25 protein-coding genes are annotated in these 25,821 nt (G+C 68.0%); 12 read left to right on the plus strand and 13 right to left on the minus strand.

Annotated elements, in window-relative coordinates:
- Positions 1-18 precede the first annotated feature (18 nt).
- The 3 genes from queD to WS92_RS11800 all read left to right on the plus strand — a co-directional run bounded on the left by queD (position 19) and on the right by WS92_RS11800 (position 2,299).
- Complete coding sequence (gene queD, locus WS92_RS11790; protein WP_006024106.1) at positions 19-471, plus strand: 6-carboxytetrahydropterin synthase QueD; 453 nt, start codon at positions 19-21, stop codon at positions 469-471.
- Between the two features lie 254 nt (positions 472-725).
- Positions 726-1,511: an HpcH/HpaI aldolase family protein gene (locus WS92_RS11795; protein WP_006024107.1), complete on the plus strand. Its 786-nt coding sequence runs from the start codon at positions 726-728 to the stop codon at positions 1,509-1,511.
- Entirely contained in the window at positions 1,508-2,299 is a 792-nt protein-coding gene (locus WS92_RS11800) for a tetratricopeptide repeat protein (RefSeq protein WP_006024108.1), read from the plus strand. The genes WS92_RS11795 and WS92_RS11800 overlap by 4 nt, the downstream gene beginning before the upstream one ends.
- Positions 2,300-2,397: 98 nt before the next feature.
- On the opposite strand, the gene rodA is transcribed toward WS92_RS11800, so the two are convergent.
- The 5 genes from rodA to WS92_RS11825 all read right to left on the minus strand — a co-directional run bounded on the left by rodA (position 2,398) and on the right by WS92_RS11825 (position 8,583).
- A complete protein-coding gene (rodA, locus tag WS92_RS11805; protein ID WP_015601947.1) occupies positions 2,398-3,546 on the minus strand; it encodes a rod shape-determining protein RodA in 1,149 nt (382 codons plus the stop codon).
- An 11-nt stretch (positions 3,547-3,557) separates the two neighbouring features.
- Positions 3,558-5,711, minus strand: coding sequence for a penicillin-binding protein 2 (mrdA, locus tag WS92_RS11810; protein ID WP_059930663.1), 2,154 nt, complete (start codon positions 5,709-5,711; stop codon positions 3,558-3,560).
- A 120-nt stretch (positions 5,712-5,831) separates the two neighbouring features.
- Entirely contained in the window at positions 5,832-6,344 is a 513-nt protein-coding gene (gene mreD, locus WS92_RS11815) for a rod shape-determining protein MreD (protein WP_006024111.1), read from the minus strand.
- A complete protein-coding gene (mreC, locus tag WS92_RS11820; RefSeq protein WP_059930661.1) occupies positions 6,341-7,420 on the minus strand; it encodes a rod shape-determining protein MreC in 1,080 nt (359 codons plus the stop codon). The genes mreD and mreC overlap by 4 nt, the downstream gene beginning before the upstream one ends.
- 119 nt (positions 7,421-7,539) lie before the next feature.
- On the minus strand, positions 7,540-8,583 hold the full coding sequence (locus tag WS92_RS11825) for a rod shape-determining protein (protein ID WP_004189550.1): 1,044 nt from the start codon (positions 8,581-8,583) through the stop codon (positions 7,540-7,542).
- A 373-nt stretch (positions 8,584-8,956) separates the two neighbouring features.
- Between WS92_RS11825 and gatC the strand changes: the two genes are divergently transcribed.
- From gatC to WS92_RS11850, 5 genes are all read left to right on the plus strand, one after another.
- A complete protein-coding gene (gene gatC, locus WS92_RS11830; protein ID WP_015602347.1) occupies positions 8,957-9,256 on the plus strand; it encodes an Asp-tRNA(Asn)/Glu-tRNA(Gln) amidotransferase subunit GatC in 300 nt (99 codons plus the stop codon).
- Positions 9,257-9,367: 111 nt separating this feature from the next.
- Entirely contained in the window at positions 9,368-10,858 is a 1,491-nt protein-coding gene (gatA, locus tag WS92_RS11835) for an Asp-tRNA(Asn)/Glu-tRNA(Gln) amidotransferase subunit GatA (protein WP_059930659.1), read from the plus strand.
- A gap of 2 nt (positions 10,859-10,860) precedes the next feature.
- The gene (gatB, locus tag WS92_RS11840) at positions 10,861-12,333 is read left to right on the plus strand and encodes an Asp-tRNA(Asn)/Glu-tRNA(Gln) amidotransferase subunit GatB (protein WP_059930657.1); all 1,473 of its coding nucleotides are present in this window, start codon (positions 10,861-10,863) and stop codon (positions 12,331-12,333) included.
- A 126-nt stretch (positions 12,334-12,459) separates the two neighbouring features.
- Positions 12,460-13,299 (plus strand): PPK2 family polyphosphate kinase, encoded by an 840-nt coding sequence (locus tag WS92_RS11845; protein WP_009910957.1) that lies wholly within the window; start codon positions 12,460-12,462, stop codon positions 13,297-13,299.
- 31 nt (positions 13,300-13,330) lie between these two features.
- Positions 13,331-14,101, plus strand: a complete 771-nt coding sequence (locus WS92_RS11850; protein ID WP_006024117.1) for an exodeoxyribonuclease III — start codon at positions 13,331-13,333, stop codon at positions 14,099-14,101.
- Between the two features lie 42 nt (positions 14,102-14,143).
- Here the strand turns inward: WS92_RS11850 and WS92_RS11855 are convergent, their stop codons facing one another.
- A complete protein-coding gene (locus WS92_RS11855; RefSeq protein ID WP_059930655.1) occupies positions 14,144-15,208 on the minus strand; it encodes an NAD(P)-dependent alcohol dehydrogenase in 1,065 nt (354 codons plus the stop codon).
- A 218-nt stretch (positions 15,209-15,426) separates the two neighbouring features.
- On the opposite strand from WS92_RS11855, the gene WS92_RS11860 reads away from it, so the two are divergent.
- Positions 15,427-16,371: an AraC family transcriptional regulator gene (locus WS92_RS11860; protein WP_059930653.1), complete on the plus strand. Its 945-nt coding sequence runs from the start codon at positions 15,427-15,429 to the stop codon at positions 16,369-16,371.
- Positions 16,372-16,543: 172 nt separating this feature from the next.
- On the opposite strand, the gene WS92_RS11865 is transcribed toward WS92_RS11860, so the two are convergent.
- From WS92_RS11865 to argB, 7 genes are all read right to left on the minus strand, one after another.
- Positions 16,544-17,527: a M48 family metallopeptidase gene (locus tag WS92_RS11865; protein ID WP_015600088.1), complete on the minus strand. Its 984-nt coding sequence runs from the start codon at positions 17,525-17,527 to the stop codon at positions 16,544-16,546.
- Positions 17,517-18,830 (minus strand): AmpG family muropeptide MFS transporter, encoded by a 1,314-nt coding sequence (locus WS92_RS11870; protein ID WP_006024121.1) that lies wholly within the window; start codon positions 18,828-18,830, stop codon positions 17,517-17,519. Before WS92_RS11870 ends, WS92_RS11865 begins: the two co-directional genes overlap by 11 nt.
- Before the next feature lie 11 nt (positions 18,831-18,841).
- Positions 18,842-19,456 carry a methionine biosynthesis protein MetW gene (metW, locus tag WS92_RS11875; RefSeq protein ID WP_006024122.1) on the minus strand — a complete coding sequence of 205 codons (615 nt, stop codon included), beginning with the start codon at positions 19,454-19,456 and terminating at the stop codon, positions 18,842-18,844.
- Positions 19,453-20,598, minus strand: a complete 1,146-nt coding sequence (locus tag WS92_RS11880; protein ID WP_009910959.1) for a homoserine O-succinyltransferase MetX — start codon at positions 20,596-20,598, stop codon at positions 19,453-19,455. The genes metW and WS92_RS11880 overlap by 4 nt, the downstream gene beginning before the upstream one ends.
- A gap of 300 nt (positions 20,599-20,898) precedes the next feature.
- Positions 20,899-21,588, minus strand: coding sequence for a nucleoid occlusion factor SlmA (gene slmA, locus WS92_RS11885; protein ID WP_059930651.1), 690 nt, complete (start codon positions 21,586-21,588; stop codon positions 20,899-20,901).
- Positions 21,555-22,358: a pyrimidine 5'-nucleotidase gene (locus tag WS92_RS11890; RefSeq protein WP_015601368.1), complete on the minus strand. Its 804-nt coding sequence runs from the start codon at positions 22,356-22,358 to the stop codon at positions 21,555-21,557. Before WS92_RS11890 ends, slmA begins: the two co-directional genes overlap by 34 nt.
- The gene (gene argB / locus WS92_RS11895) at positions 22,355-23,254 is read right to left on the minus strand and encodes an acetylglutamate kinase (protein WP_006024127.1); all 900 of its coding nucleotides are present in this window, start codon (positions 23,252-23,254) and stop codon (positions 22,355-22,357) included. Before argB ends, WS92_RS11890 begins: the two co-directional genes overlap by 4 nt.
- 300 nt (positions 23,255-23,554) lie before the next feature.
- On the opposite strand from argB, the gene WS92_RS11900 reads away from it, so the two are divergent.
- From WS92_RS11900 to WS92_RS11910, 3 genes are read left to right on the plus strand one after another with little or no spacing between them, the layout of a single operon-like run.
- Positions 23,555-23,806 (plus strand): cysteine-rich CWC family protein, encoded by a 252-nt coding sequence (locus tag WS92_RS11900; protein WP_015601868.1) that lies wholly within the window; start codon positions 23,555-23,557, stop codon positions 23,804-23,806.
- 17 nt (positions 23,807-23,823) lie between these two features.
- Positions 23,824-25,104: an ATP-binding protein gene (locus tag WS92_RS11905; protein WP_059930649.1), complete on the plus strand. Its 1,281-nt coding sequence runs from the start codon at positions 23,824-23,826 to the stop codon at positions 25,102-25,104.
- Positions 25,105-25,123: 19 nt separating this feature from the next.
- Complete coding sequence (locus WS92_RS11910) at positions 25,124-25,666, plus strand: response regulator transcription factor (RefSeq protein WP_006024130.1); 543 nt, start codon at positions 25,124-25,126, stop codon at positions 25,664-25,666.
- The last annotated feature ends 155 nt before the right edge of the window (positions 25,667-25,821 follow it).

The following is a 25,821-nucleotide window of genomic DNA, read 5'->3' on the forward strand; positions in this document are numbered from 1 at the left end:
CGTTACGCTTCATTCATCGTGCTGATTACCCGAAAACTCGAATTCGACGCGGGACACCGCATTCCCGATCACCGCAGCCAGTGCCGGAATCTGCACGGGCATCGCTACGTGCTCGAAATCACGCTGCGCGGCGATCTCGTCGAGACCGAGGGCGCGCCCGACCGCGGGATGGTGATGGATTTCGCCGACGTGAAGGCGCTCGCGATGGAGCACCTCGTCAGCAAGTGGGATCACGCGTTTCTCGTCTATGCGCGCGACGAAATCGTGCGCTCGTTCCTCGAAAGGATGGCCGACCACAAGACGGTCGTGCTCGACCGGATTCCAACCGTCGAGAATCTCGCCGCGATCGCGTTCGGCATCCTCGCGAACGTGTACGACGCGCATTACGGCGTCAATCTGCGCCTCGAGCGCGTGCGTCTGTACGAGACGCCGAACTGCTGGGCCGACGTCGAGCGCGATCCGCGCGGCTGACGCGGGCGGCGCGCCGCGTGAGTCGCGCCGCGCTGCTCATGGCTTCCCACCTGCTCCGTTCTTTGCCTGAATCCGCCAAGGGCCGGCCGGCCCGGCATCGGTGTTTTCCGAATCCGCGCGCGGGCGCGATCACGGTATGATCGAATCGCGGATCGTCCGCCGCGACGAACGCGTCGCGCGCCCCGCCCGGCGGCTTCTCCGCCCCTCTTTCCGAATCGCAGTCCGCCCGTGCGCCGCACGACAGGAGGCCGCCGATGAGCACGCTCACCAATTCCCTGAAAGCACGTTTGCGCGACGGCGACGAGCCGCTGCTCGGCCTGTGGCTGACGCTCGCGAGCGCGGCGGCGACCGAGGCGCTCGCGCACGCCGGCTTCGACTGGCTGTGCATCGACATGGAGCACGCGCCGAACGACAGTCGCGACGTCGCCGCGCAACTGCGCGCGCTCGCGGCCGCGCATCTGCCGAGCGAGCCCGTCGTGCGGGTGCCGGCGCGCGAGCCGTGGCTCGTCAAGCGGGCGCTCGACGCGGGCGCGCGCACGCTGATGTTCCCGGGCGTCGAGACGGCCGACGAGGCCGCGCATGCGGTGCGGCTCACCCGCTTTCAGGCGCCCGACGCGCCGGACGGGCTGCGCGGCGTCGCGGGCATCGTCCGCGCGGCCGCGTACGGGATGCGGCGCGACTATGTGCAGACGGCGAACGCGCAGATCGCGGCGATCGTGCAAATCGAATCGGCGCGCGGCATCGACGAAGCCGAGCGGATCGCGGCGACGCCGGGCGTCGATTGCGTATTCGTCGGGCCCGCCGATCTGTCGGCGAGCCTCGGGCATCTTGGCGACACGAAGCATCCGGATGTTACCGCCGCGCTCGAGCACGTGCTCGCGGCCGGGCGGCGCGCCGGCGTGCCGGTGGGCATTTTCGCCGCGGACGCGGCCGGCGCGCGCCAGTCTCTCGAAGCCGGATTCCGCGTGGTCGCGTTGTCGGCGGATGTCGTGTGGCTGCTGCGTGCGACGCGACAGGCGTTGCAGGAGGTGCGGGGATGAACGGGAAGCGCCGCGGCGCGCCGTTCTCGGCTCGCGCGCGGCACGCGCTTCGCGGCGCGGCGATCAGCTCGTTCGTCGCGGCGGCATTCGTCGCGGCCGCGGGCGGCGCGTTCGCGCAGGCATCGGGGGCGCAGGCATCGGGCGGGCCGAGCCAGTCGAACCCGGAGCGCGAGACGGAGTCGGCGGTCGCCGACTACAACGCGGGCAATCTGCGCGCGGCGCTCGTGCAGTTTCACGACGCGGCGGCGCGCGGCAACCGCCTCGCCGCGTTCGACTACGCGATGATGCTGATCAACGGCGAAGGCGTGACGGCGAACGTGCCGGAAGGGCTGCGCTGGCTGCGGCGCGCGGCCGACGCGGGGATGTCGCAGGCGCAGTACGTGTACGGCCGGATGCTCGACGACGGCGAATTCGTCGCGCGCGATCCGGCGGCCGCGCACGGCTGGTTCCTGAAGGCCGCGCGGCAAGGGCACGTGCAGGCCGAGCTCGCGCTCGCGAACCAGTTTCTCGACGGGCGCGGCACGCCGCGCGACAACCGGCAGGCGTTCGTGTGGTACAAGCGGGCGGCCGATGCGGGCGAGCCGGTTTCGCAATACGTGACTGCGTCGTTTTACGAGCGCGGCGGCGACGGCGTCGCGCGCAATCTCGACATCGCCCGCGCGTACTATGCGGCCGCCGCCGCGCAAGGCGACGGCGCGGCGGCGCTCAAGTACCGCGAGCTGACGGCGGCATTGAAGGCGGGGCCGGGCGGCGCGTCGGCGCCGAAGGCGTCCGGGCCGCCGAACTGACGGCCGGTGCGGCTGACGCCCGTCCCGTTCGCGGCGCCGGCCGCGTCCGACGTCATCCCGACGCCGACCACAAAAAACGGCGCATCGCGCCGCTTCGATCAACTCTTCATCAGCCGTTTCTGCCGTCCGACGCTCATGATGAGCCCGACCGCGATGCCGAGCGTCGTGAGCGCCGTGCCGCCATAGCTCATGAACGGCAGCGGCACGCCGACGACGGGCAGCACGCCGCTCACCATCCCGATGTTGACGAACGCATAGACGAAGAAGGCGAGCGTGAGCGAGCCGGCGAGCAGCCGCCCGAACAGCGTCGCGCCCTGCGCGGCGATGTAGAGCCCGCGCGCGATCAGCGCCATGTACAGCGTCAGCAGCACGAGCCCGCCGACGAGCCCGAATTCCTCGGAAAACACCGCGAAGATGAAGTCGGTGTGCTTTTCCGGAATGAATTCGAGGTGCGCCTGCGTGCCCTTCAGATACCCCTTGCCGAGCGGGCCGCCGGAGCCGATCGCGATCACCGCCTGGATCGTGTGGAAACCCTTGCCGAGCGGGTCGGACGTCGGATCGAGCAGCGTGCAGACGCGGTGCTTCTGATAGTCGTGCATCAGCGGCCAGACGACTTCGGGCTGGCAGATGCGCTCCTCGAACACGGCGATCGAGCCGACCGCGAGCACGCCGGCGACGAGCACCGGCACGATCAGCTTGTACGACAGCCCCGCGAGATAGATCACGAAGAGGCCCGCGGCGAACACGAGGACGGCGGTGCCGAGATCCGGCTGCTTCGCGATCAGCCCGACGGGCACCATCAGGATCACGAACGCGACGACGAAGTCGTACCAGCGCAGGCTGCTTTCGCGCCGCTGGTAGTACCACGCGAGCATCAGCGGCGTCGCGATCTTGAGGATCTCGGACGGCTGGATCACGACGCCGACGTTCAGCCAGCGCTTCGCGCCCTTCTTCGTCATTCCGAACAGCGCGACCGCGATGAGCAGCGCGACGCCGAACGAATAGAGCGGCACCGCGAAGCGCATCAGCGTCTGCGGCGGGATGTTCGCGATCACCCACATCAGCACGAACGTCAGCATGATGTTGCGCAACTGGTCCTCGACGCGTCCCGGCACGTCGACGCTCGCGCTGTACAGCGTGACGATGCCGACGCACAGCAGCAGGAACACGATGAGCGCGAGCGGCCGGTCGAAGCCCGCGAACATCTGCTTGATCTTGTCGAGCGAGGCGCGCTTGTCGAATTGCATGCCTGTCTCCGTTACTCGTCGATGCCGCCCGTCGCCGGCTTGGCGGCGGAGACGGCATGGTTGTCGTCCTGCGGGGACTTCCTTTGGTCGCGCCACGGCGTGGCGGCGGTGATCGCCGCGCCGCTCGCCGGCGCGGGCGGCGTCGGCTGCGGCAGTGCCTTGAACCCGGCCGCGACGCCGACAGGCCTCGTCGCATCGCCGATCACGGGCGCGTTGACGGGCTCGGTCGCCGACGCGGCCGCCGCGACGGCCGCCGCTTCCGTCGTCGGATTCTTGCGGTCGATCAGGTAGAAATCGAGCACGCGCCGCGCGATCGGGCCTGCCGACTGCGCGCCCCAGCCGCCGTTCTCGACGATCAGCGCGAGCGCGATCTGCGGATGGTCGACGGGCGCGTACGCGATGAACAGCGCGTGGTCGCGCAGATGCTCGGCGAGCAGGTGGCCGCGGTAGTTGCCGCCCTGCAGCGAGAACACCTGCGCGGTGCCGGTCTTGCCCGCCGCAAGGTACGGCGCGCCGCGGAACACCTTGAACGCGGTGCCCGACGGGCTCTCGACGACGTTCTCCATCCCGCGCTTCACGACGTCGAGGTCGCCCTGCTTGAGCGGGATCGTGCCGCTTTCCTTCGGCACCGTCAGGTGCCGCGCGCGCGAGATCGGGTTCTCGACCTCCTTCACGAGGTGCGGCTTCATGACGACGCCGTCGTTCGCGAGCGTCGCCGTCGCGTGCGCGAGCTGCAGGATCGTGAACGAGTTGTAGCCCTGGCCGATCCCGAGGCTGATCGTCTCGCCGTCGAACCATTTCTGCTGCGCGGCCTTCTTGAACGTCTTCTTCTTCCATTCGGGCGACGGCAGGATCCCGCGCGCCTCGCCCTGGATGTCGATGCCCGTCAACTGGCCGAAGCCGAACGGCTTCATGAAGTTCGCGATCGCGGTCACGCCGAGGTCGCGCGCGAGCATGTAGAAATACGTGTCGTTCGACACCATGATCGCGCGGTTCATGTCGACCCAGCCCTGGCCCGAGCGCACGTCGTTGCGGAACGTGTGGCCGCCGAACGTGAAGTAGCCGGGGTCCTGGAAGCCCCAGCCGGGCGTGCGCTTGCCGAGCGCGAGGCCCGCGAGCGCCATGAACGGCTTGTACGTCGAGCCGGGCGGATAGGTGCCGTGCAGCGGACGGTTCAGGAGCGGCTTGTCGGGCGAGTTGTTGAGCTCGTCCCAGGTCTGCTGGTCGATGCCGTCGACGAACGAATTCGGATCGAAGCTCGGCGACGACACGAACGCGAGCACGTCGCCCGTCTTCGGCTCGATCGCGACGAGCGCGCCGCGCTTGCCGGCGAACGCCTGCTCGGCGATCTGCTGCAGCCCGATGTCGAGCGACAGCACGAGGTTGCTGCCGGGCGTCGCCTGCGTGCGCGACAGCGTGCGCACGGGCCGCCCGCCCGCCGTCACCTCGACTTCCTCGAAGCCCGTGATCCCGTGCAGATCGGTCTCGTAGCTCTGCTCGACGCCGATCTTGCCGATGTAGTCGGTGCCCTTGTAGTTGTTCGCGTCGCGGCGCGGATCGTAGCTTTCCGGATCGCTGTCGTTCTCGTCGCTCATCGCGTCGATTCTGTCCTGGTCGCGCTTCGAGATCCGGCCGATGTAGCCGATCACGTGCGCGGCCGTCGGGCCGAGCGGATACTGGCGGAACAGGCGCGCGCGCACGTCGACGCCCGGGAAGCGCCAGCGCTGCGCGGTGAAGCGCGCGACTTCGTCGTCGGTCAGGCGCGTGCGGATCGGCAGGCTCTCGAAGTTCTTCGAGTCCTCCTGCAGCTTCTTGAAGCGGCGGCGGTCGCGCGCGTCGATCTGCACGACCTCGGCGAGCGCGTTGATCGTGTTCTCGAGCGTGTCGGTGAGCTTCGACGGCGTGATCTCGAGCGTGTACGCGGAGTAGTTCTTCGCGAGCACCACGCCGTTGCGATCGGTGATGATCCCGCGGTTCGGGACGATCGGCGCGACCGAGATCCGGTTTTCCTCGGCCTGCAGCGCGTACTTGCCGTGCTGCCAGACCTGCAGGTAGAAGAACCGCGCGGCGAGCAGGCCGAAACAGACGAACACGAACACGCCCGCCGCCGCGACGCGCAGGCGGAACTTCGAGAGCTGCTGTTGTGTGTCCTTGAATTCGGTCATGCGATTACGGATGAAGGGGCGCGCTTTCGCCGCCGCGCGGCGGCCGCAACGCGCCGGCGGCGAGCGGTCGGTCGGTCGATCGGCGGGCGTTCAACGCGAAACTCCTGGCGGCGCGGCGCGTCAGATCGGCCGCGTGTCGTCCGGGTCGACCGGACGGCGCTGCGGCATCAGCAGCAGATGGCTCGCGACCGGCCACAGCGCCGCCTCGACGAAGCCGTCGACGAGATAGCTCCAGCCGGGGAACGCGGCGCCCATCAGCAGCCGGATCACGAACGGCACGAGCTGCGCGAGCACGAGGAGCGGCGCGACATAGAAGATCTGCACGCCGAGCGGCAGCCACAGTACACGCCGGTGGATCGTGATCGCGCCGTACGACAGCAGCGTGTACGCGAGCGCGTGCTCGCCGAGGAGGCCCGCGTCGTGAACGTCCATCAGGATGCCGAGCGCGAACGCAACGCCCATGCCGACCTTGCGCGGCTGATGGATGTTCCAGAACAGGAGGACGAGCGCGACGCAATCGGGCACGCCCGGAATCCGGCCCCACGGCATCAGGTTCAGCAGGAACGCGGCCGCGAGGCTGAAGACGATGAAGTACGGATTGACGGGCTGCAGGATGTACTGAGGGCGGCTCATCGCGGCGCTCCTTGCGACGGCGCGGCCGCGGGCTTGAGCGGCGCGGCGGGTTGCGCCGCACCGGCCGGCCGGCTCTGCGCGGGCGCGGGCGGCGCGGCGGCCGGTTTTGCGCCCTTGTCCTTGTCCGCGCCTTTGTCGGCGGCCTTCGCGTTCTTGTCCGCGCCCTTCGCCGCCTTTTTGCCCCTTGCCGATTTCGCGTTCGCGTCGCTCGCGGCTTCGTCGGCGGCGGGGCGCGGCGGAACGTCGGTGCGGTAGTGCAGCACGAGCATCTCGCGCGCGCCGCGCACCGCCGCGATCGGCGCGCAGACGACGTGCGCGAACGCGGTGTCCGCGAGCTTGTCGACGCGCACGACCTTCGCGACCGGCAGCCCCGGCGGATAGACGCCGTCGAGCCCGCTCGTCACGAGCTCGTCGCCCGCGAGCAGATCGGCGCTCGTCGGCACGAAGCGCAGATCGAGCGCATCGCCCTTCGGCGTGCCGTAGATCACGCTGCGCAGCCCGGTGCGCAGCACCTGGACCGGAATCGCGAGGTCGCGGTCGGTGACGAGCGTGACTTCCGACTGCAGCGGGAACACGCGCGTGACCTGGCCGATCACGCCGTCCTCGTTGACGACGGGCGCGCCGTTCTGAATGCCCGCCTGCGAGCCGTGGCCGATGATGATCTTTTGCGAGAACGGATCGCCCGTGTCGTACTGGATCTCGACGGGCGTCGCCTGCGCGGCGATCTGCTGGCGCAGCTCGAGCACCGCGCGCAGGTGCGCGTTGTCGGCGGCGAGCTGGCCCGCCTGGTTCGCCTGCAGCGACAGCTTCAGGTTGCGGTCGCGCAATTGCTGGTTTTCGTGGCGCAGCGCGGCGCTCGACGTCGCGAGCTCGGCCGCGCCGACGATCAGGTCACGCGGCACGAGCGCCGCGCGCTGCAGCGGATAGAGCACGGTGCCGAGCACGCCGCGGACGATTTCGAGCGTGTTGAAGCGCGCGTCCGAGACGAGGAGCGCGATGGCCAGGACGACGAAGAAGATCAGCCGCGCGAGCGCGGACGGACCTTGTTTGAAGAGGGGCGGCGGACTGTATTCCATGGTCGGCGCCGGGCGCGTGATCGGTTTAGATGTTGCTCAGACGCGCGAACGGCGCGGCGGTTCGTTCTAAACGAGCGAGCCTGCCACGCCGCGCGAGCGACATACGGATGCCTAGACGATCACTCGTACGAGAAGATGCTGCCGAGCTTGTCCATCCGTTCGAGCGCCATCCCGGAGCCGCGCACGACGCAGGTGAGCGGATCCTCGGCGACGAGCACGGGCAGGCCGGTTTCCTCGGCGAGCAGGCGGTCGAGGTCGCGCAACAGCGCGCCGCCGCCCGTCAGCATCATGCCGCGCTCGGCGATGTCCGCGCCGAGTTCGGGCGGCGTCTGCTCGAGCGCGATCTTCACCGACGACACGATCTGGTTCAGCGGATCGGTGAGCGCCTCGAGGATTTCGTTGCTGGAGATCGTGAAGCTGCGCGGAATGCCTTCCGACAGGTTGCGGCCCTTCACTTCCATTTCCTTGACTTCGGAGCCCGGGAACGCGGAGCCGATTTCCTTCTTGATCGCCTCGGCCGTTTGCTCGCCGATCAGCATCCCGTAGTTGCGGCGGATGTAGTTGACGATCGCCTCGTCGAACTTGTCGCCGCCGACGCGCACCGAGCCCTTGTAGACGATGCCGCCGAGCGAGATCACGCCGACTTCCGTCGTGCCGCCGCCGATGTCGACGACCATCGAGCCCGTCGCCTCCGACACCGGCAGGCCCGCGCCGATCGCAGCCGCCATCGGCTCCTCGATCAGGTAGACCTGCGACGCGCCCGCGCCGTGGGCCGCTTCCTTGATCGCGCGGCGCTCGACCTGGGTCGAGCCGCACGGCACGCAGATGATGATGCGCGGCGACGGCGAGAACATCCGCGATTCGTGCGCAGTCTTGATGAACTGCTTGATCATCTGCTCGGTGACCGTGAAATCGGCGATCACGCCGTCTTTCATCGGACGGATCGCCTCGATGTTGCCGGGCACCTTGCCGAGCATCTGCTTCGCTTCCTTGCCGACTGCTTGAATCGTTTTCTTGCCGTTCGGGCCGCCTTCCTGGCGGATCGAGACGACGGACGGCTCATCGAGCACGATGCCCTTGCCGCGCATGTAGATCAGGGTGTTTGCGGTGCCGAGGTCGATCGCGAGATCGTTGGAGAAATAGCTGCGCAAAAAACCGAACATTCAGAATCCTGTTTCGCTCTGGGGCCGGCCCCATGCGGACATGGCGCGAAGGGCGGCAGCGGAAAAAATAACAGCCTCGGATCGGGCGGGGGCGGCCGCTCGAAAAACGCGAAGCTGCGAGTGAAATCTTCCGGGACCGGCGCGAAGCCCGCGCGGCTTCGTTTCGTCAAAGCGGCGGCGGCGGCGCGGCAAAGGCAGTCCGGGTCTGGGTCGAACGCGTAATGATACCTTATAATTTCGCTGTATTTGAACCGAAACGGGCTGTATTTTCGCCGCTTCGCCCCCGATTTTTGAGGGTTAGATCGAACCTTCCAACCCCCTGACGCAACGCAAGTTTCACGCTGCGCCAAGCCCTTGTTTTTCCGGTGACCGCATGGCTTTGACCCTGACCGATGTGAAACGCATCGCGCACCTTGCGCGGCTCGAAATGGCCGACGCCGACGCCGAGCGCACGCTGGCCCAGCTCAACGAGTTCTTCGGCCTCGTCGAGCAGATGCAGGCCGTCGACACGACGGGCATCGCGCCGCTCGCGCACCCGATCGAGCAGATTCTGGAGGTCGCGCAGCGGCTGCGCGACGACGCCGTCACGGAGCACGTGAACCGCGACGACAATCAGCGCCCGGCTCCGGCCGTCCAGGACGGCCTGTACCTCGTGCCGAAGGTGATCGAGTAAGCGCCCGGTTCGGGCCGCGGCCGCGAAAGCGGCTCCGCCCGCCCGTCCCGCCGCTTGTTCGCCCGCGCGCGCCTAGTCGCCGCGCGCCGAAGAATCCAGGAAACCCACGCAATGCACGCAAAAAGCCTGACCGAACTGCGCGCCGCGCTCGACGCCAAGGAATGCTCGGCCGTCGAACTGGCGCAGCACTATCTGAAACGGATCGACGCCGCGCACGATCTGAACGCGTTCGTCCACGTCGATCCCGAGCTGACGCTCGCGCAGGCGAAGGCCGCCGACGCCGCGCTCGCGCGGGGCGCGGCCGGCCCGCTCGCCGGCCTGCCGATCGCGCACAAGGACGTGTTCGTCACCCGCGGCTGGCGCTCGACCGCCGGCTCGAAGATGCTCGCGAACTACACGAGCCCGTTCGACGCGACCGTCGTCGCCCGCCTCTCGGCGGCCGGCATGGTCACGCTCGGCAAGACCAACATGGACGAGTTCGCGATGGGCTCGTCGAACGAGAACTCGGCGTTCGGCCCGGTGAAGAACCCGTGGGACATGAACGCGGTGCCGGGCGGCAGCTCGGGCGGCAGCGCGGCCGCCGTCGCCGCGCGCCTCGCCCCGGCCGCGACGGGCACCGACACCGGCGGCTCGATCCGCCAGCCGGCGTCGTTCGCCGGCGTGACCGGCATCAAGCCGACCTACGGCCGCGTGTCGCGCTACGGGATGATCGCGTTCGCGTCGTCGCTCGACCAGGGCGGCCCGATGGCGGGCAGCGCCGCCGACTGCGCGCTGCTGCTCAACGCGATGGCGGGCTTCGACGAGCGCGACTCGACGAGCCTCGAGCGCGCCGGCGAAGACTTCACGCGCCGCCTCGGCGAGCCGTGGGCGCCGGGCAACGGCGCGGGCAAGCCGCTCGCGGGCCTGCGCATCGGCCTGCCGGACGAGTATTTCGGCGCGGGCCTCGCCGCGGACGTGCGCGCGGCGGTCGACGCGGCGCTCAAGGCGTATGAAGCGCTCGGCGCGACGCTCGTGCCGGTGTCGCTGCCGAAGACAGAGCTGTCGATCCCCGTCTATTATGTGATCGCGCCCGCCGAGGCGTCGTCGAACCTGTCGCGCTTCGACGGCGTGCGCTACGGCCACCGCGCGGCCGAATACCGCGATCTGCTCGACATGTACAAGAAGTCGCGCGCCGAGGGTTTCGGGCCCGAAGTGACGCGCCGGATTCTCGTCGGCACGTACGTGCTGTCGCACGGCTACTACGACGCGTACTACCTGCAGGCGCAGAAGATCCGCCGCATCATCGCGCAGGATTTCCAGGAGGCGTTCAAGTCCTGCGACGTGATCATGGGCCCGGCGTCGCCGACCGTCGCGTGGGACCTCGGCGCGAAGGGCGACGACCCCGTCCAGATGTATCTCGCGGACATCTATACGCTGTCGGTGAGCCTCGCGGGCCTGCCCGGCATGAGCGTGCCGTGCGGCTTCGGCGCGGGCGCGAACGCGAAGCGCCCGGTCGGCCTGCAGATCATCGGCAACTATTTCGACGAAGCCCGGGTGCTGCAGGTCGCCGATGCGTTCCAGCGCGCGACCGACTGGCACGTACAAAAACCGGCAGGAGTGTGAGCATGACCCAGTGGGAAATCGTTATCGGCCTCGAGACGCACGCGCAACTGTCGACCGTCTCGAAGATTTTCTCGGGCGCGTCGACGCAGTTCGGCGCGGAACCGAACACGCAGGCGTGCCCCGTCGACCTCGCGCTGCCGGGCGTGCTGCCCGTGCTGAACCGCGGCGCGGTCGAGCGGGCGATCCGCTTCGGCCTCGCGATCGGCGCGACCGTCGCGCCGCGCAGCATCTTCGCGCGGAAGAATTATTTCTATCCGGATCTGCCGAAGGGCTATCAGATCAGCCAGTACGAGATTCCGGTCGTGCAGGGCGGCCAGATCACGATCCAGGTGCCCGCCAACGAAAAGGCCGGCAAGGACGCGTATTCGAAGACGGTCAACCTGACCCGCGCGCACCTCGAAGAGGACGCCGGCAAGTCGCTGCACGAGGACTTCGCGGGAATGACGGGCATCGACCTGAACCGCGCGGGCACGCCGCTCCTCGAGATCGTCACCGAGCCGGAAATGAGGAGCGCGGCCGAGGCGGTCGCATACGCGAAGGCGCTGCACGCCCTCGTCGTGTGGCTCGGCATCTGCGACGGCAACATGCAGGAAGGCTCGTTCCGCTGCGACGCAAACGTGTCGGTGCGCCCGCTCGGCCAGGAGAAGTTCGGCACGCGCGCCGAGATCAAGAACCTGAACTCGTTCCGCTTCCTCGAGGAAGCGATCAACTTCGAGGTGCGCCGCCAGATCGAGCTGATCGAGGACGGCGGCGAAGTCGTGCAGGAAACGCGCCTCTACGATCCGGACAAGCGCGAGACGCGCTCGATGCGCAGCAAGGAAGACGCGCACGACTACCGCTACTTCCCCGATCCGGACCTGATGCCGCTCGTGATCGGCGCGGACTGGATCGAGCGCGTGAAGGGCGAGATGCCCGAGCTGCCGGCCGCGATGCAGCAGCGCTTCGTCGAGCAGTACGGCGTGTCCGCCTATGACGCGGGCGTGCTGACGTCGACGAAGGCGATGGCCGCGTACTTCGAGGCCGTCGTCGCGAAGGCGGGTGCGGCCAACGCGAAGATCGCCGCGAACTGGCTGATGGGCGACGTTTCGTCGCAACTGAACCGCGACGGCGTCGAGATCGACGCGATTCCCGTGTCGGCCGCGCAGCTCGCGCTCGTGCTGCAGCGGATTGCCGACGGCACGATCTCGAACAAGATCGCGAAGGAAATCTTCGTGACGATCTGGGACGAGAAGGCGGCCGACGAAGGCGCGGCCGACCGTATCATCGAAGCGAAGGGCCTGAAGCAGATTTCCGACACGGGCGCGCTCGAGGCGATCATCGACGAGGTGCTCGCGGCGAACGCGAAATCGGTCGAGGAGTTCCACGCAGGCAAGGAAAAGGCGTTCAACGCGCTCGTCGGCCAGGCGATGAAGGCGACGAAGGGCAAGGCGAACCCGCAGCAGGTCAACGAGCTCCTGAAGAAGAAGCTCGGCTGAGCGGGCGCCGCCGAATTGAAGCCGCACTGATGCGAGCGGGCCGCCGCCGAACCGGCGTTCGGGGCGGCCCGCTCGCGTTTCGCGAAGCGCCGGGCCGCGCTTCGTGCAATACGAGAGGAGGTGTCGATGGCCAAGCAACCGTCGCTCGACGACTACCGCGTGCCGTATCACACGCGCGAAAAAGAAGCCGCCGCGTTCATGCTCGACGCGTTCGATCCGGCCGCGAAGCCGTTTTCGAACGGGGCGAAGGAAATCGACCGCGAGCGGCTGTCCGCCGTCGCGTTGCAGCTCGACACGCTGCAGGAGCGGCTGCACACGCAGCGGCACAAGCGCATGCTGCTCGTGCTGCAAGGGATGGACTCGAGCGGCAAGGACGGCACGGTGCGCGCGGTGTTCCACGAAGTCGACCCGCTCGGGCTGCGCATCGTGTCGTTCAAGGCGCCGACGCCCGTCGAGCTCTCGCACGACTTCCTCTGGCGCGTGCATGCGCAGGCGCCTGCCGCCGGCGAGCTGACGATTTTCAACCGCAGCCATTACGAGGACGTGCTCGTGCCGCGCGTGACGGGGGCGGTCGACAAGGCCGAGTGCGAGCGGCGCTACAAGCAGATCCGGCAGTTCGAGGAAATGCTCGCCGAATCCGGCACGCGGGTCGTCAAGTGCTTCCTGCACATCTCGAAGGACGAGCAGCGCGCCCGGTTGCAGGCGCGCATCGACGATCCGAACAAGCACTGGAAGTTCGACATTTCGGATCTCGAAGCGCGCAAGCACTGGGACGCGTATCAGGCGGCCTACCGCGACGCGCTCGCCGCGACGTCGGCCGAGCATGCGCCGTGGTACGTGATTCCGGCCGATTCGAAGACGCATCGCAACGTGATGATCGCCGAGCTGCTGCTGCGCGAGCTGACCGCGATGAAGCTCGAATATCCGCCCGAGAAACCCGAGCTCGCCGGCATCAGGATTCAATAAACCGCAACGAAATCACTGGACGGAATTCACCATGCTGCGTGTCATCACCGCGAATCTGAACGGCATCCGCTCGGCCGCGAAAAAGGGCTTCTTCGACTGGCTCGGCGAGCAGAGCGCCGATTGCGTCTGCGTGCAGGAAATCAAGGTGTCGGCGGACGATCTGCCCGCCGAGTTCGTCGAGCCGCACGGCTTCCGAAGCTACTTCCATCACGCGGAGAAGAAGGGCTACAGCGGCGCGGGCCTCTACTCGCGCCGCGAGCCCGACGACGTGATCATCGGCTACGGCAGCAGCGAGTTCGATTCGGAGGGCCGCTACGTCGAGGCGCGCTTCGGCAAGCTGTCGGTCGTGTCGGTGTACGTGCCGTCCGGGTCGAGCGGCGACGAGCGCCAGCAGGCGAAGTACCGCTTCATGGACGAATTCATGCCGCACCTCGCCGAGCTGAAGGCGAAGCGCGAAGTGATCCTGTGCGGCGACGTGAACATCGTCCACAAGGAAATCGACATCAAGAACTGGAAGAGCAACCAGAAGAACTCCGGCTGCCTGCCGGAGGAGCGCGCATGGCTCACGAAGCTGTTCGACGAGGTGGGCTACGTCGACGTGTTCCGCACGCTCGATCAGCGGCCCGAGCAGTACACGTGGTGGAGCAACCGCGGTCAGGCCTATGCGAAGAACGTCGGGTGGCGGATCGATTACCAGATCGCGACGCCGGGCGTTGCCGGCACGGCAAAAAGCACGGCGATCTTCCGCGACGTCAAGTTCAGCGATCACGCGCCGCTCACGGTCGATTACGACTACAAGTGACGCGGCGCGTCAGCCGCGCCGCGCGTCACTGCGCATCATCCATTACGCGGCGCGCTGCGGCCTGACCGACCCGATATCGATCACGAACCGATATTTCACGTCGCTCTTCAGCATCCGCTCGTAGGCCGCGTTGATCTGCGACATCGGAATCACTTCGATGTCCGACGTGATGCCGTGCTGCGCGCAGAAATCGAGCATCTCCTGCGTCTCGGCGATGCCGCCGATCAGCGAGCCCGCGAGGCGGCGGCGCTTGAAGATCAGGTTGAACACCTGCGGCGACGGATGATCGTGCTCCGGCGCGCCGACGAGCGTCATCGTGCCGTCGCGCTTCAGCAGATGGAGGAACGGATTCAGATCGTGCTGCGCGGCGACCGTGTTCAGGATGAAGTCGAAGCTGTTCAGATGCACGTTCATCTGCGCTTCGTCCTTCGAGATCACGACTTCGTGCGCGCCGAGCCGCTTGCCGTCCTCGATCTTCGACGGCGACGTCGTGAACAGCACGACGTGCGCGCCCATCGCCCGCGCGAGCTTCACGCCCATGTGGCCCAGGCCGCCCAGGCCGACGATGCCGACCTTCTTGCCGGGGCCCGCGCCCCACTGGCGCAGCGGCGAGTACGTCGTGATGCCCGCGCAGAGGAGCGGCGCCGCGCCCGCCGGGTCCAGCGTGTCGGGCACGCGCAGCACGAATGCCTCGTCGACGACGATCTGCGTCGAGTAGCCGCCGTACGTGATGTCGCCCGTTGCGCGGTCGCGGCCGTTGTAGGTGCCGACGAAACCGTTCTCGCAGTACTGCTCGAGCCCTTGCGCGCAGCTCGGGCACGTGCGGCAAGAATCGACGAGGCAGCCGACCCCGACGAGCTCGCCCGCCTTGAAGCGCGTGACCTGCGGACCGACGGCCGTCACGCGGCCGACGATCTCATGGCCCGGCACGATCGGGTACGTCGTGTTCTTCCATTCGTTGCGGACCTGGTGGAGATCGGAGTGGCAGACGCCGCAGTAGAGGATCTCGATCTGCACGTCGAGATCGCGCAGCGCGCGGCGCTGGAATTCGAACGGCGCGAGCGGCGTCGAGGCGCTCGTTGCCGCGTAAGCGTAAGTCGTGCTCATGAAGGCTCCTGACTCGAAAAGACGTGTGCCGCGCGCGGCCGCGGAATGCGGCGGCGCAGCGGCACGGGAGCAATCCTAAGCATGCGGCTGGACGCCCGGAATACCTGAAGATCTTGAAGGTTTGCCTATTTCTCTTGAATTTCGAGCGGAGTGCGGAAAAAAGGCTGGGCCGGTGCTAGATTGCAAGCCTGTTTCTCTTGCGGCACGAAGGAAGCCCGATGAGTTTCGAACCCCTTTTCCCCGACGGCGGCGCGCGCCTGCAGCGCCGCATCCTCGCGTTGTTCGACCGGCTCGCGCCGAACGAAGGCTACACGCACGCCGTGATCGACGGCGTGCGCTTCATTCGCTCGAACCGGCCGGTGCCGCGGATGCCCGTGCTGTACGACCCGAGCATCGTCGTCGTGTGTCAGGGGCGCAAGCGCGGCTATGTCGGCGAGCAGACCTTCGTCTACGACGCGCAGCAGTATCTCGTGCTGTCGGTGCCGCTGCCGTTCGAGTGCGAGACGTTCGCGACGCCGGACGAGCCGTTTCTCGCGATTTCGATTCGCGTCGATCTCGCGGTGATCGCCGAGCTCGCGATCCTGCTCGACGAGACGCACGGCGCGTCGATCAGCGAGCCGCGCGGCATCTATTCGACGCCGCTCGACGCGCCGCTCGCGGACGCGGTGCTGCGCCTGCTCGAGGCGCTCGCGTCGCCTGCCGACACGCGCGTGCTCGGGCCGGCGATCATGCGCGAGATCGGCTATCGCGTGCTGACGGGCGCGCAGGGCGACGCGATCCGCGCGGCGCTCGCGCAGCAGCATCATTTCGGGCGCGTCGCGAGGGCGCTGCGGCGGATCCATGCGGACCTGAGCGGCGAGCTCGACGTCGAGACGCTCGCGAGCGAAGCGGGGATGAGCCTCGCCGTGTTTCATGCGCAGTTCAAGAGCGTGACCGCGAGCTCGCCGATGCAGTACGTGAAGGCGATGCGGCTCCATCATGCGCGGCTGATGATGGTGCAGGACGGGCTGAACGCGGGCGCGGCGGCGGCGCGGGTCGGCTATGCGAGCGCGTCGCAGTTCAGCCGCGAGTTCAAGCGGCTGTTCGGGCGCAGTCCGAGCGACGAAGTGCGCTGGGTGCAGGCGGGCGGCCGGCAGCCGGTCGGGCTCGAGGCGGGAGAGTGATCGCGGGCGGCCGAGCGTGATGGGCGGGCCGAACGCGGAGCGCCGCGACGGATCGCGTGATCGACGCGCGAGCGGGGGCAGTCGACGCTGAGGGCGAATGCGAACCGGTGCGTGAGCCGTCGGCGACGCGGCGCGGACGCAGCCGCGAACAGCAACGCCTGGCCGCCGTCGCTCAGCGATTCGCCGCCGTGGCGCGCTGCTTCGCGCCCGCGTCGGCGTTCTTGACGAGCGCCTTCCGGTAGAGCGGCATCAGGTCGGCGAGGCGCTTGCGCAGATCGTTGCGGCGCCGCGTGTCGTACGGGTGCGTGTAGATGAAGCCGTTGTCCTTGTCGGCGCGCGTCGCGACCGCGAGCTTGTCCCACAGCGTGATCGCCGCGCGCGGATCGAAGCCCGCGCGCGCGGCGATGTCGCCGCCGATCACGTCGGCTTCGGTTTCGTCGGTCGGATCGTAGCGGACCGACGCGAAGCGCTCGATGATGCCGAGCGGCGCGGGCAGCGGCTCCGACAGCCCGAAGAGGGGCGGCAGCGGCGTCGCGCCCGTGCCGAGCGACGCGGCCTGCTGTTCGCCGAGGCTCGAGCGCGCATGCTCGCGCAGCGCGTGCGCGATCTCGTGCGCGAACAGTACGCCGAGTTCGTCGTCGGTGAGGCGCAGCCGGTCGAGCAGCCCGCTATCGACGAGCACCTTGCCGCCCGGCAGGCAGAACGCGCGGATCGAGCGCGAGCGCCGCACCTCGATTTCCCAGTTCCAACCCTTCACGCGCTCGCTCCACTTGACCGCATACGGCGCGAGCCGCGTGACGATCGTGCGCAGCCGCTTCACGCGCGCGTTGTTCGGCGGCAGCAGGCGCTCGCGCTGCACGGCGTCCTGCACGGTCTGCCGGTATTCGTTGTCGGTCAACTGTTCGAGGAGCGGCGACGGAATCAGGCTGCGGAACACGATCGCGTTGCCGTAGCGCACCTGCTGATCGCCGAGCCCATACGGCTGCGGATTGCCGGCGGGCGCGCCCGCCGGCGTCGCGGACGGCGGGCCGCCGTCGGCGACGAGCATCGGCTCGGCCATGCACAGCTCGAGCCCGAGCGCCGGGCCCGCGATGCCGAGCGCGACGCCGCTCGCGAACGTGAGCGCGGCGCGGGCGACGCGCAGCTTAGCCTGCACGGGCGGCCTCGTTGCCTGACATGCTGCCGTTCCACGGCGCGATCTTGAACAGCAGCAGCATCCCGGGAATGCCGAGCGCCGCGCAGACGAGGAAATAGTCGAACCAGCCGATCTGCGCCACGATGAAGCCGCTCGACGCCGACGCGAGCGTGCGCGGCACCGACGCGAGGCTCGTGAACAGCGCGAATTGCGTCGCGGTATAGCGCGGGTCCGTCGTGCTCGCGATGTACGCGGTGAACGCGGCGAGCGTGAGGCCCGTCGAGAACGTCTCGAAGCCGTAGATGGCGGCCATCAGCACGGGGTCCGGGCCCGCCTTCGCGAGCCACGCGAAGCCGAGCGTCGACACGATCTGCAGGACCCCGAAGATCCACAGCCCGCGCGCGATGCCGATCTTCACGAGCCACACGCCGCCGATGATGCCGCCCGCGAGGCTCGCCCAGAACGCGGTCGTCTTCGCGATCACGCCGATCTGCGTCTTGTTGAAGCCGAGGTCGAGGAAGAACGACGTCGACAGCGTTGTCGCCATCGTGTCGCCGAGCTTGTAGAGGAAGATGAAGCCGAGCACGAGCAGCGCGCCGCGCCAGCCGTCGCGGCCGATGAACTCGCGAAACGGCAGGATCACCGCCTCCGACAGGCTCTTCGGCGGCGCGCCGTGCACGTCCGGCTCGCGCACGACGAGCGTCATCAAGATGCCGGGCAGCATGAACGCGGCGGTGAGCGCGAACACGGCGTCCCACGGCAGATGGTCGGACAGGATCAGCGACAGCGAGCCGGGAATCAGCGCGGCGACCTTGTACGCGTTCACGTGCACCGCGTTGCCCAGGCCCTGTTCGGTGTCGCGCAGCAGCTCGCGGCGGTATGCGTCGATCACGATGTCGGCGCTCGCGCCGAAGAACGCGACGAGCGTCGTCAGGGCGGCGACCGTCCAGATCGATTCGCGCGGCGACACGAAGCCGAGCGCGGCAATCGCGACGGCGACGAGCAACTGCGTGACGAGCATCCAGCCGCGCCGCCGCCCCGGCCGCCAGCCGGGCAGGCGCGGGATGAAGCGGTCCATCAGCGGCGCCCACAGGAACTTCCACGTGTAGGGGAACTGAATGAGCGCGAAGAGGCCGATTTCCTTCAGGTTCACGCCTTCCGAGCGCAGCCAGGCCTGCACCAGGTAGACGAGCGTGAAGAGCGGCAGTCCCGACGTGAAGCCGAGAAAGACGCAGATCAGCATGTGCGTGTTCAGAAACGCGCGCCAGCCCGGGTGATCCTCGTGGGCGTTGAGGGCGGGCGCGTCGTGCGGCGGTTTGGTCATCGAACTAAATACTAGGGTTGTCTCCGCTTGACGCGGTAGACCGCAAGACTACCACGCCAGTTCACTCCCCATCGAATCGGTTGCCCTTCGTGCAGCACCGCGCGGTCGAGAATCTCGACGCCGACTTCGGGCGCGAGCGCTTCGAAATCCTTGATCGTCAGCACCCGCACGTTCGGCGTGTTGTGCCATTGATAAGGCAGCGATTTCGACACCGGCATCCGGCCTCGCAGCACCGACAGCCGGTGCGCCCAATAGCCGAAGTTCGGGAACGACACGATGCATTCGCGCCCGACGCGCGCGGTTTCGCGCAGGATCGCGGCCGTCTGGTGGATCGTCTGCAGCGTCTGCGACAGGATCGCGAAATCGAAGCTGTGATCCTCGAAGAGGCGCAGGCCGTCCTCCAGATTCTGCTGGATCACGTTGATGCCGTTCTTCACGCTCGCGAGCACGCCCGCGTCGTTGATCTCGACGCCGTAGCCGGACACCTCCAGCTCCTCGGTCAGGAGCGACAGCAGCGACCCGTCGCCGCAGCCGAGATCGAGCACCGTCGAGCGCGGCTCGACCCAGCGCGCGATCGCGCGAAAGTCCGCGCGCGCGGACAGCGTATTCAGCGCCTGTTGATTCATGCGCCCACCTCCTCGGCAATCCGTTCGTAATAGGCGCGCACCACGTTGTGGTAGCGCGCGTCGTCGAGCAGGAACGCGTCATGCCCGTGCGGCGCATCGATCTCCGCGTACGACACCGAGCGCCGGTTGTCGAGCAGCGCCTTCACGATCTCGCGCGAGCGCGCGGGCGCGAAGCGCCAGTCGGTCGCGAAGCTCGCGACGAGATACTTCGCCTTCGTATGCGCGAGCGCCGCGCTCAGGTTGCCGTTGAACGCCTTCGCCGGATCGAAGTAGTCGAGCGCGCGCGTGATCAGCAGGTACGTGTTCGCGTCGAAGTAGTCGGCGAACTTGTCGCCCTGGTAGCGCAGGTACGATTCGACTTCGAACTCGACGTCGAAGTTGAAGTTGTACGCGTCGAGCGCGCCGTCCGCGCGGCGCAGCGCGCGACCGAATTTCTCGGCCATGTCGTCGTCGGACAGATACGTGATGTGGCCGATCATCCGCGCGACGCGCAGGCCGCGCCGCGGCTTCACGCCGTGCGCGTAGTAGTCGCCGCCGTGGAAATCGGGGTCCGACAGGATCGCCGAGCGCGCGACTTCGTTGAACGCGATGTTCTGCGCGGACAGCTTCGGCGTCGACGCGATGTCGATGCAGTGCGCGACCCGCTCCGGATACAGCAGGCTCCACGCGAGCGCCTGCATCCCGCCGAGGCTGCCGCCCATCACCGCGGCGAAGCGCTCGATGCCGAACGCATCGGCGACGCGCGCCTGCGCGTGCACCCAGTCCTCGACCGTCACGACGGGAAAGCGCGCGCCGTATGGCGTGCCCGTCGACGGATCGATGCTCATCGGCCCTGTCGAGCCGAAGCACGAGCCGAGATTGTTCACGCCGATCACGAAGAAGCGGTTCGTGTCGAGCGGCTTGCCGGGCCCGACCATGTTGTCCCACCAGCCGGTGCTGCGCGGATCGTCCGCGTAGACGCCCGCGACATGATGCGACGCGTTGAGCGCGTGGCAGACGAGCACCGCGTTCGAGCGCGCGGCGTTGAGCTCGCCGTAGGTCTCGACGACGAGCTGATAGTTGCCGAGCACGCTGCCGCTTTGCAGGCGCAGCGGTTCGGCGAAATGCATGGTTTGTGGAGCGACGACGCCGATCGATTCCATTCGTTCCGCCTTATGACTGGGCGGCTAAATGGTTGTCGGGCGTGCGCGGAAAGCGGGGAGCAGGCTGACGACCTCTTTAGCCGCATTTGTAGTGAACCGCCGGGACGACAGCCCCGGCCGGTTCGCGCGCCCGCAATCGAGTCAGCAAATCGGCGCGCTTTCCGAGCATCGCCGCAAAGCGGCGACGACAGTCGGGCAAGTATAACGGAAAAACTTCGGCGTCGCGGCGATGGAAGGGAATCGCGCGTCCGGCATTGCTTGCCGCTGCGGGCAGGATGCTTGCCGCGGCCCCGCGTGCCGTTACTGCAGGATCAGCCGCAACTGCGCGTCGGCGTGCTCGCCAGGCGCTTTCGTGAAGCCGCTCTTCGCATAGCGGTGCCAGCGGCCGAGCACGTAGCTGACGACGAGGCTCGCGCGCAGCGCCGGATCGTAGTCGTCCGGCAGCGGCACGGGCGGCGGGCCGCCGCCGTCCGCGTGCGCGCGGGCTTCGAGGAGCGCGACGCGCAGGCATTGCCTGATCGACGTCTCGATCCGCTCGAGCATCTGGTTGACGCGCTCGGCGAGGCGCTCGTGCTCGCCGACGAGCGCCTCGCCCGTCAGCACGCGTGTCATGCCGGGATTCTTCGCGGAGAAATTGAGCAGCATCAACGCGATCGAGCGCGCCTGCAGCACGCCGTTCGGCTCGTTCGCGGCGATCTGGTTGACGAGCCCGAAGAACGTTTCCTCGATGAATTCGATCAGGCCTTCGAACATCTGCGCCTTGCTCGAGAAATGCCGGTACAGCGCGGCCTCCGACACGTCGAGGCGCGCGGCGAGCGCAGCGGTCGTGATCTTCTCGCGCTTCGGCGATTCGAGCATCGACGCGAGCGTCTGCAGGATGTGCACGCGGCGCTCGCCCGGCTTCGGGCGCGCGCGGCTCGCGGAAGCGGCGTTGCGTTCGTCGTCCGCCGCTGTGGTTACTGCCGGGTCCTGCGGGTGAGTCGGCTGCATTTTTGTCGCCCCGATCGAGTGCCCAATCGCAGCGATTTTAGCGAACCAATGCGACGATCGACATAGTGCGGTCGTCCGTAGCTTGGCAGATGACCGGGCAGATGCCCCGTGATCCAGACGGTGCGCAGGCCGAGCCGCTTGTAGCGCTTCAGGTGGCCGCGCGTGTCCTCGACGAGGATCGCGTCGGACAGGCGCGCGTGTGCGGCGCGCATCGCCCGGCGCAGCATCGCCGCGTCGGGCTTCGCGCGCCACGCGCGGCGGTCGCGCATCTGCTCGATCGCGATCACGCGCTCGAACAGGCGTTCGATCCCCAGCTCGCGCAGCACCGCGCGTGCATACGCTTCTGGCGCATTCGTCAGCACGATCTTGCGGCCGGGCAGCGCGGCGACGAGCCGCGCGAGCCCGCGCTCCGCGCGCACCATCGACGGCAGGTCGGCGAACGTGTGGACGACTTTCAGGAAATCGTGCGGATCGATCGGATGATGGCGCGCGAGGCCGAGGAGCGCCGCGCCGTAGCGGCGCGTGTAGTGGGTGCGCAGGTGATCGGCGTGCGCGCGCTCGACTTTCAGCGTATCGATGATGTACTGCGTCATCGCCTGGTTGATCGCCGGGAAGATCGCGTGCGACGCGTGGTGCAGCGTGTTGTCGAGGTCGAAGAGCCAGACGGGGCCGCCCGCCTGTGGGCGGGCGCGCGGCTTGCGCCGGCGTCCGGGCGTCTGCTCGCTCGCCGGCGGCGAGGCCGCGCGACGCGGCTGTCGGCGCGCGCTCAATGCGAGCGGATCATCGTGCCGAACGGCTGCTCGGTCAGGATCTCGAGCAGCACCGAGTGCTCGATGCGGCCGTCGACGATGTGGACCGACTTCACGCCGCTCTTCGCCGCGTCGAGCGCGGACGAGATCTTCGGCAGCATGCCGCCCGAGATCGTGCCGTCCTCGAAGAGCGCGTCGATCTCGCGCGCGGACAGGTCGGTCAGCAGGTTCCCTTCCTTGTCCATCACGCCGGGGATGTTCGTCATCATCACGAGCTTCTCGGCGTTCAGCACGGTTGCGAGCTTGCCCGCGACGAGGTCCGCGTTGATGTTGTACGACAGGCCGTCCTCGCCGAAGCCGATCGGCGAGATCACCGGGATGAACGCGTCGTCCTGCAGCGCCTTCACGACGGCCGGGTTGATCGCCTCCACCTCGCCGACCTGGCCGATGTCGACGTACTCGCCCGGGCTGTCGCGGTCCGGCATCATCAGCTTGCGCGCGTGGATGAGGCCGCCGTCCTTGCCCGTCAGGCCGACCGCGTGGCCGCCGAAATGGTTGATCAGCGTGACGATGTCCTGCTGAACCTCGCCGCCCAGCACCCATTCGACGACTTCCATCGTCTCTTCGTCGGTGACGCGCATCCCCTGGATGAACGTGCCCTGCTTGCCGATCTTCTTGAGCGCCTGGTCGATCTGCGGGCCGCCGCCGTGCACGATCACCGGGTTGATGCCGACGAGCTTCAGCAGGATCACGTCGCGCGCGAAGCCCTGCTTGAGCCGTTCTTCCGTCATCGCGTTGCCGCCGTATTTGATCACCACGGTCTTGCCGTGATAGCGGCGAATGTACGGCAGCGCTTCCGCGAGGATTTCGGCTTTCAGGGAGGGGGAGATCTGCGAGAGGTCAATCGGCTCGGACATGGCGGCGGCTCGGGTGCGAAACGTTGAAACAGGCGGAATTGTACAGGAGTGGCGCAGCGCAGCATGGGGTTTTTGGCCGTTCGGACGATGGGCGGCGCGCACATCGAAACCGGGCGCCGCGACCGGAAAAAGTGCGGTTTTCCTGCGCGATCCGCATGCAATTTCCGCGCGCGGCGCTTATGCTTGGCACGTGACGCCCGGCTGCGCGCCGCGAGGCGGCGGATCGCCGTTGCGGCCGGCGCAGACATTCACCCTTTTGTCGTTTTCGTCCCTGTCCTGGCTTGACCCGGCCCAATTGCGATGACCGAGCCCGCCGCCCCGTCCGGCCTGACCAGTAAGCGCTGCCCGCGCTGCGGCAGCGCGTTCGACTGCGGCGCCCGCACGCGTCCGTTCACCTGCTGGTGCGCGGCGATGCCGGCGCTGCCGGCGGGCGCGCAACCCGCGACGGGGGCGCGCTGCCTGTGCCCGGAATGCCTGGCCGACGAGATCGCCCGGCGTGTCGCGGCTGGCATGAGGGACGAAGGGACGGATCGCCCCGAGCGCGAAGACTGAGAAGGTAAACTGCGCGGATGCAACGAATCACCACTACCGGACGTGTCAACCTGAGCCATCTGTTCTGGTTGCGCAATCTGGCGATCATCGGCCAACTGGTCACGATCGCTGTCGTACAGACCTATTTCGGCGTTCATTTGCCGTTGCCCGCGATGCTGATGGTGATCGCGCTCGAAATCGTGTTCAACGCACTCACGTGGGTGCGCGTGTTGCGCGCGCGGCCCGAGACCAATTTCGAGCTGCTCGGCCAACTGTGGGTCGACCTGGGCGCGCTTTCGGCGCTCCTCTTCCTGTCTGGCGGGACGACGAACCCGTTCGTTTCGCTGTACTTGCCGTCGCTCGCGATCGCGGCCGCGGTGCTGCCGTGGCACCTGATGATCTGGCTCGCGGCGTTCGCGGTCGCGTGCTACCTCGCGCTCGGCATCGATTCGGTGCCGCTCAACCTGGATAATCCCGCGAATCTGTTCGATTATTTTCGTGCGGGCATGTGGGTGAACTTCATGGTGAGCGTCGGGCTCATCGCGTGGTTCGTCGCGCGGATGTCGAGCGCGCTGCGCCAGCGCGACGCGGCGCTCGGCGAGGCGCAGCAGGCGCTGTTGCGCGATGAGCGCGCGGTCGCGCTCGGCGTGCAGGCGGCCACCGTCGCGCACGAGATGGGCACGCCGCTGTCGACGATCGCGATGCTGACCGAGGAATTGCGCGAGGCCGCCCGCACGGACGCGGGGCTCGCGCGTTACGATGCGGACCTGAAGGTGCTCGAGGAGCAGATGTCGCAGTGCACGTCGGCGCTCGCGCGCCTGAGAAGCCGCGCGTCGGAGCGGCCGAGCCGCGAGCCCGTGGGCGAGTGGCTCGACACGTTCGTCGAGCATTGGCGGCTGCGCCATCCGCACGTGCTGTTCGAGCAGTTGGGGCCGCAGCCCTCGGGCGTCGCGCTCGACGACACGGTCGCGGTCGGCCAGATCCTGACCATCCTGCTCGACAATGCCGCGCGCGCGAGCCGCGATCGCGTTACGCTGGCGGCAACGATCGCGCACGACGGCGCGCACGACGAAATCGAGTTCGAGGTCTGCGACAACGGGCCGGGCATCCCGGCCGCGTTGCGCGACACGCTCGGCGCGGCGCCCGTCGACAGCACGCAGGGCGGCCACGGGGTTGGCCTGTACCTCGCGTTCAGCGCGGCGGCGCGCCTGGGCGGCTCGATCGAGCTCGCCGACGCGCGGCCGCGCGGCACGCGGGCGATCCTGCGGCTGCCGGTCGCACGCCAGGTAGCGGCCGAGATGGCGAACGAAAACGGATAGACCAGATGGAGTGATGCAAATGAGCGACAAGAATTTCCTCGTGATCGACGACAACGAAGTGTTTGCCGGTACGCTGGCGCGCGGGCTCGAGCGCCGCGGCTACGTGGTGCGGCAGGCGCACAACAAGGACGAGGCGCTCAAGCTCGCGGGCGCCGAAAAGTTCCAGTTCATCACCGTCGACCTGCACCTCGGCAACGATTCGGGCCTGAGCCTCATCGCGCCGCTGTGCGATCTGCAGCCCGACGCGCGGATCCTCGTGCTGACCGGCTACGCGAGCATCGCGACCGCGGTGCAGGCGGTGAAGGACGGCGCGGACAACTACCTCGCGAAGCCGGCGAACGTCGAGTCGATCCTTGCGGCGCTGCAGACGAACGCGAGCGAGGTGCAGGCCGACGAGGCGCTCGAGAATCCGGTCGTGCTGTCGGTGGACCGGCTCGAATGGGAGCACATCCAGCGCGTGCTCGCGGAGAACAACAACAACATCTCGGCGACCGCGCGCGCGCTGAACATGCACCGCCGCACGCTGCAGCGCAAGCTCGCGAAGAAGCCGGTGCGGCAGTAAAAGGCGCGCCGCGGACGTCGGCCGGCGGCAGTTGACCCGCAGTTGACTCGCAGTTGACCAATGGCCGGTCGGCGGATGACCGGCCGCAGCCGGTCCGCAATCGATCGCCGGTTTCGACCGATCGACACCGAAGATCCGCTACGTGGCGCAACGAA

Source organism: Burkholderia sp. MSMB1588 (assembly GCF_001546925.1).
Lineage (GTDB): Bacteria > Pseudomonadota > Gammaproteobacteria > Burkholderiales > Burkholderiaceae > Burkholderia > Burkholderia humptydooensis.

Bases quoted from the DNA above. Each gene is read 5' to 3' on its own strand.
- WS92_RS11795 (WP_006024107.1), top strand. From the start codon at position 726: ATGAGCACGCTCACCAATTCCCTGAAAGCACGTTTGCGCGACGGCGAC.
- mreC (WP_059930661.1), bottom strand. From the start codon at position 7,420: ATGGAATACAGTCCGCCGCCCCTCTTCAAACAAGGTCCGTCCGCGCTC.
- WS92_RS11800 (WP_006024108.1), top strand. From the start codon at position 1,508: ATGAACGGGAAGCGCCGCGGCGCGCCGTTCTCGGCTCGCGCGCGGCAC.
- gatC (WP_015602347.1), top strand. From the start codon at position 8,957: ATGGCTTTGACCCTGACCGATGTGAAACGCATCGCGCACCTTGCGCGG.
- argB (WP_006024127.1), bottom strand. From the start codon at position 23,254: ATGTCCGAGCCGATTGACCTCTCGCAGATCTCCCCCTCCCTGAAAGCC.
- WS92_RS11905 (WP_059930649.1), top strand. From the start codon at position 23,824: ATGCAACGAATCACCACTACCGGACGTGTCAACCTGAGCCATCTGTTC.
- WS92_RS11855 (WP_059930655.1), bottom strand. From the start codon at position 15,208: ATGAGCACGACTTACGCTTACGCGGCAACGAGCGCCTCGACGCCGCTC.
- rodA (WP_015601947.1), bottom strand. From the start codon at position 3,546: ATGCAATTCGACAAGCGCGCCTCGCTCGACAAGATCAAGCAGATGTTC.
- WS92_RS11900 (WP_015601868.1), top strand. From the start codon at position 23,555: ATGACCGAGCCCGCCGCCCCGTCCGGCCTGACCAGTAAGCGCTGCCCG.
- mreD (WP_006024111.1), bottom strand. From the start codon at position 6,344: ATGAGCCGCCCTCAGTACATCCTGCAGCCCGTCAATCCGTACTTCATC.
- mrdA (WP_059930663.1), bottom strand. From the start codon at position 5,711: ATGACCGAATTCAAGGACACACAACAGCAGCTCTCGAAGTTCCGCCTG.
- slmA (WP_059930651.1), bottom strand. From the start codon at position 21,588: ATGCAGCCGACTCACCCGCAGGACCCGGCAGTAACCACAGCGGCGGAC.
- WS92_RS11910 (WP_006024130.1), top strand. From the start codon at position 25,124: ATGAGCGACAAGAATTTCCTCGTGATCGACGACAACGAAGTGTTTGCC.
- WS92_RS11825 (WP_004189550.1), bottom strand. From the start codon at position 8,583: ATGTTCGGTTTTTTGCGCAGCTATTTCTCCAACGATCTCGCGATCGAC.
- WS92_RS11860 (WP_059930653.1), top strand. From the start codon at position 15,427: ATGAGTTTCGAACCCCTTTTCCCCGACGGCGGCGCGCGCCTGCAGCGC.
- WS92_RS11845 (WP_009910957.1), top strand. From the start codon at position 12,460: ATGGCCAAGCAACCGTCGCTCGACGACTACCGCGTGCCGTATCACACG.
- WS92_RS11850 (WP_006024117.1), top strand. From the start codon at position 13,331: ATGCTGCGTGTCATCACCGCGAATCTGAACGGCATCCGCTCGGCCGCG.
- gatB (WP_059930657.1), top strand. From the start codon at position 10,861: ATGACCCAGTGGGAAATCGTTATCGGCCTCGAGACGCACGCGCAACTG.
- WS92_RS11870 (WP_006024121.1), bottom strand. From the start codon at position 18,830: ATGACCAAACCGCCGCACGACGCGCCCGCCCTCAACGCCCACGAGGAT.
- metW (WP_006024122.1), bottom strand. From the start codon at position 19,456: ATGAATCAACAGGCGCTGAATACGCTGTCCGCGCGCGCGGACTTTCGC.
- gatA (WP_059930659.1), top strand. From the start codon at position 9,368: ATGCACGCAAAAAGCCTGACCGAACTGCGCGCCGCGCTCGACGCCAAG.
- WS92_RS11880 (WP_009910959.1), bottom strand. From the start codon at position 20,598: ATGGAATCGATCGGCGTCGTCGCTCCACAAACCATGCATTTCGCCGAA.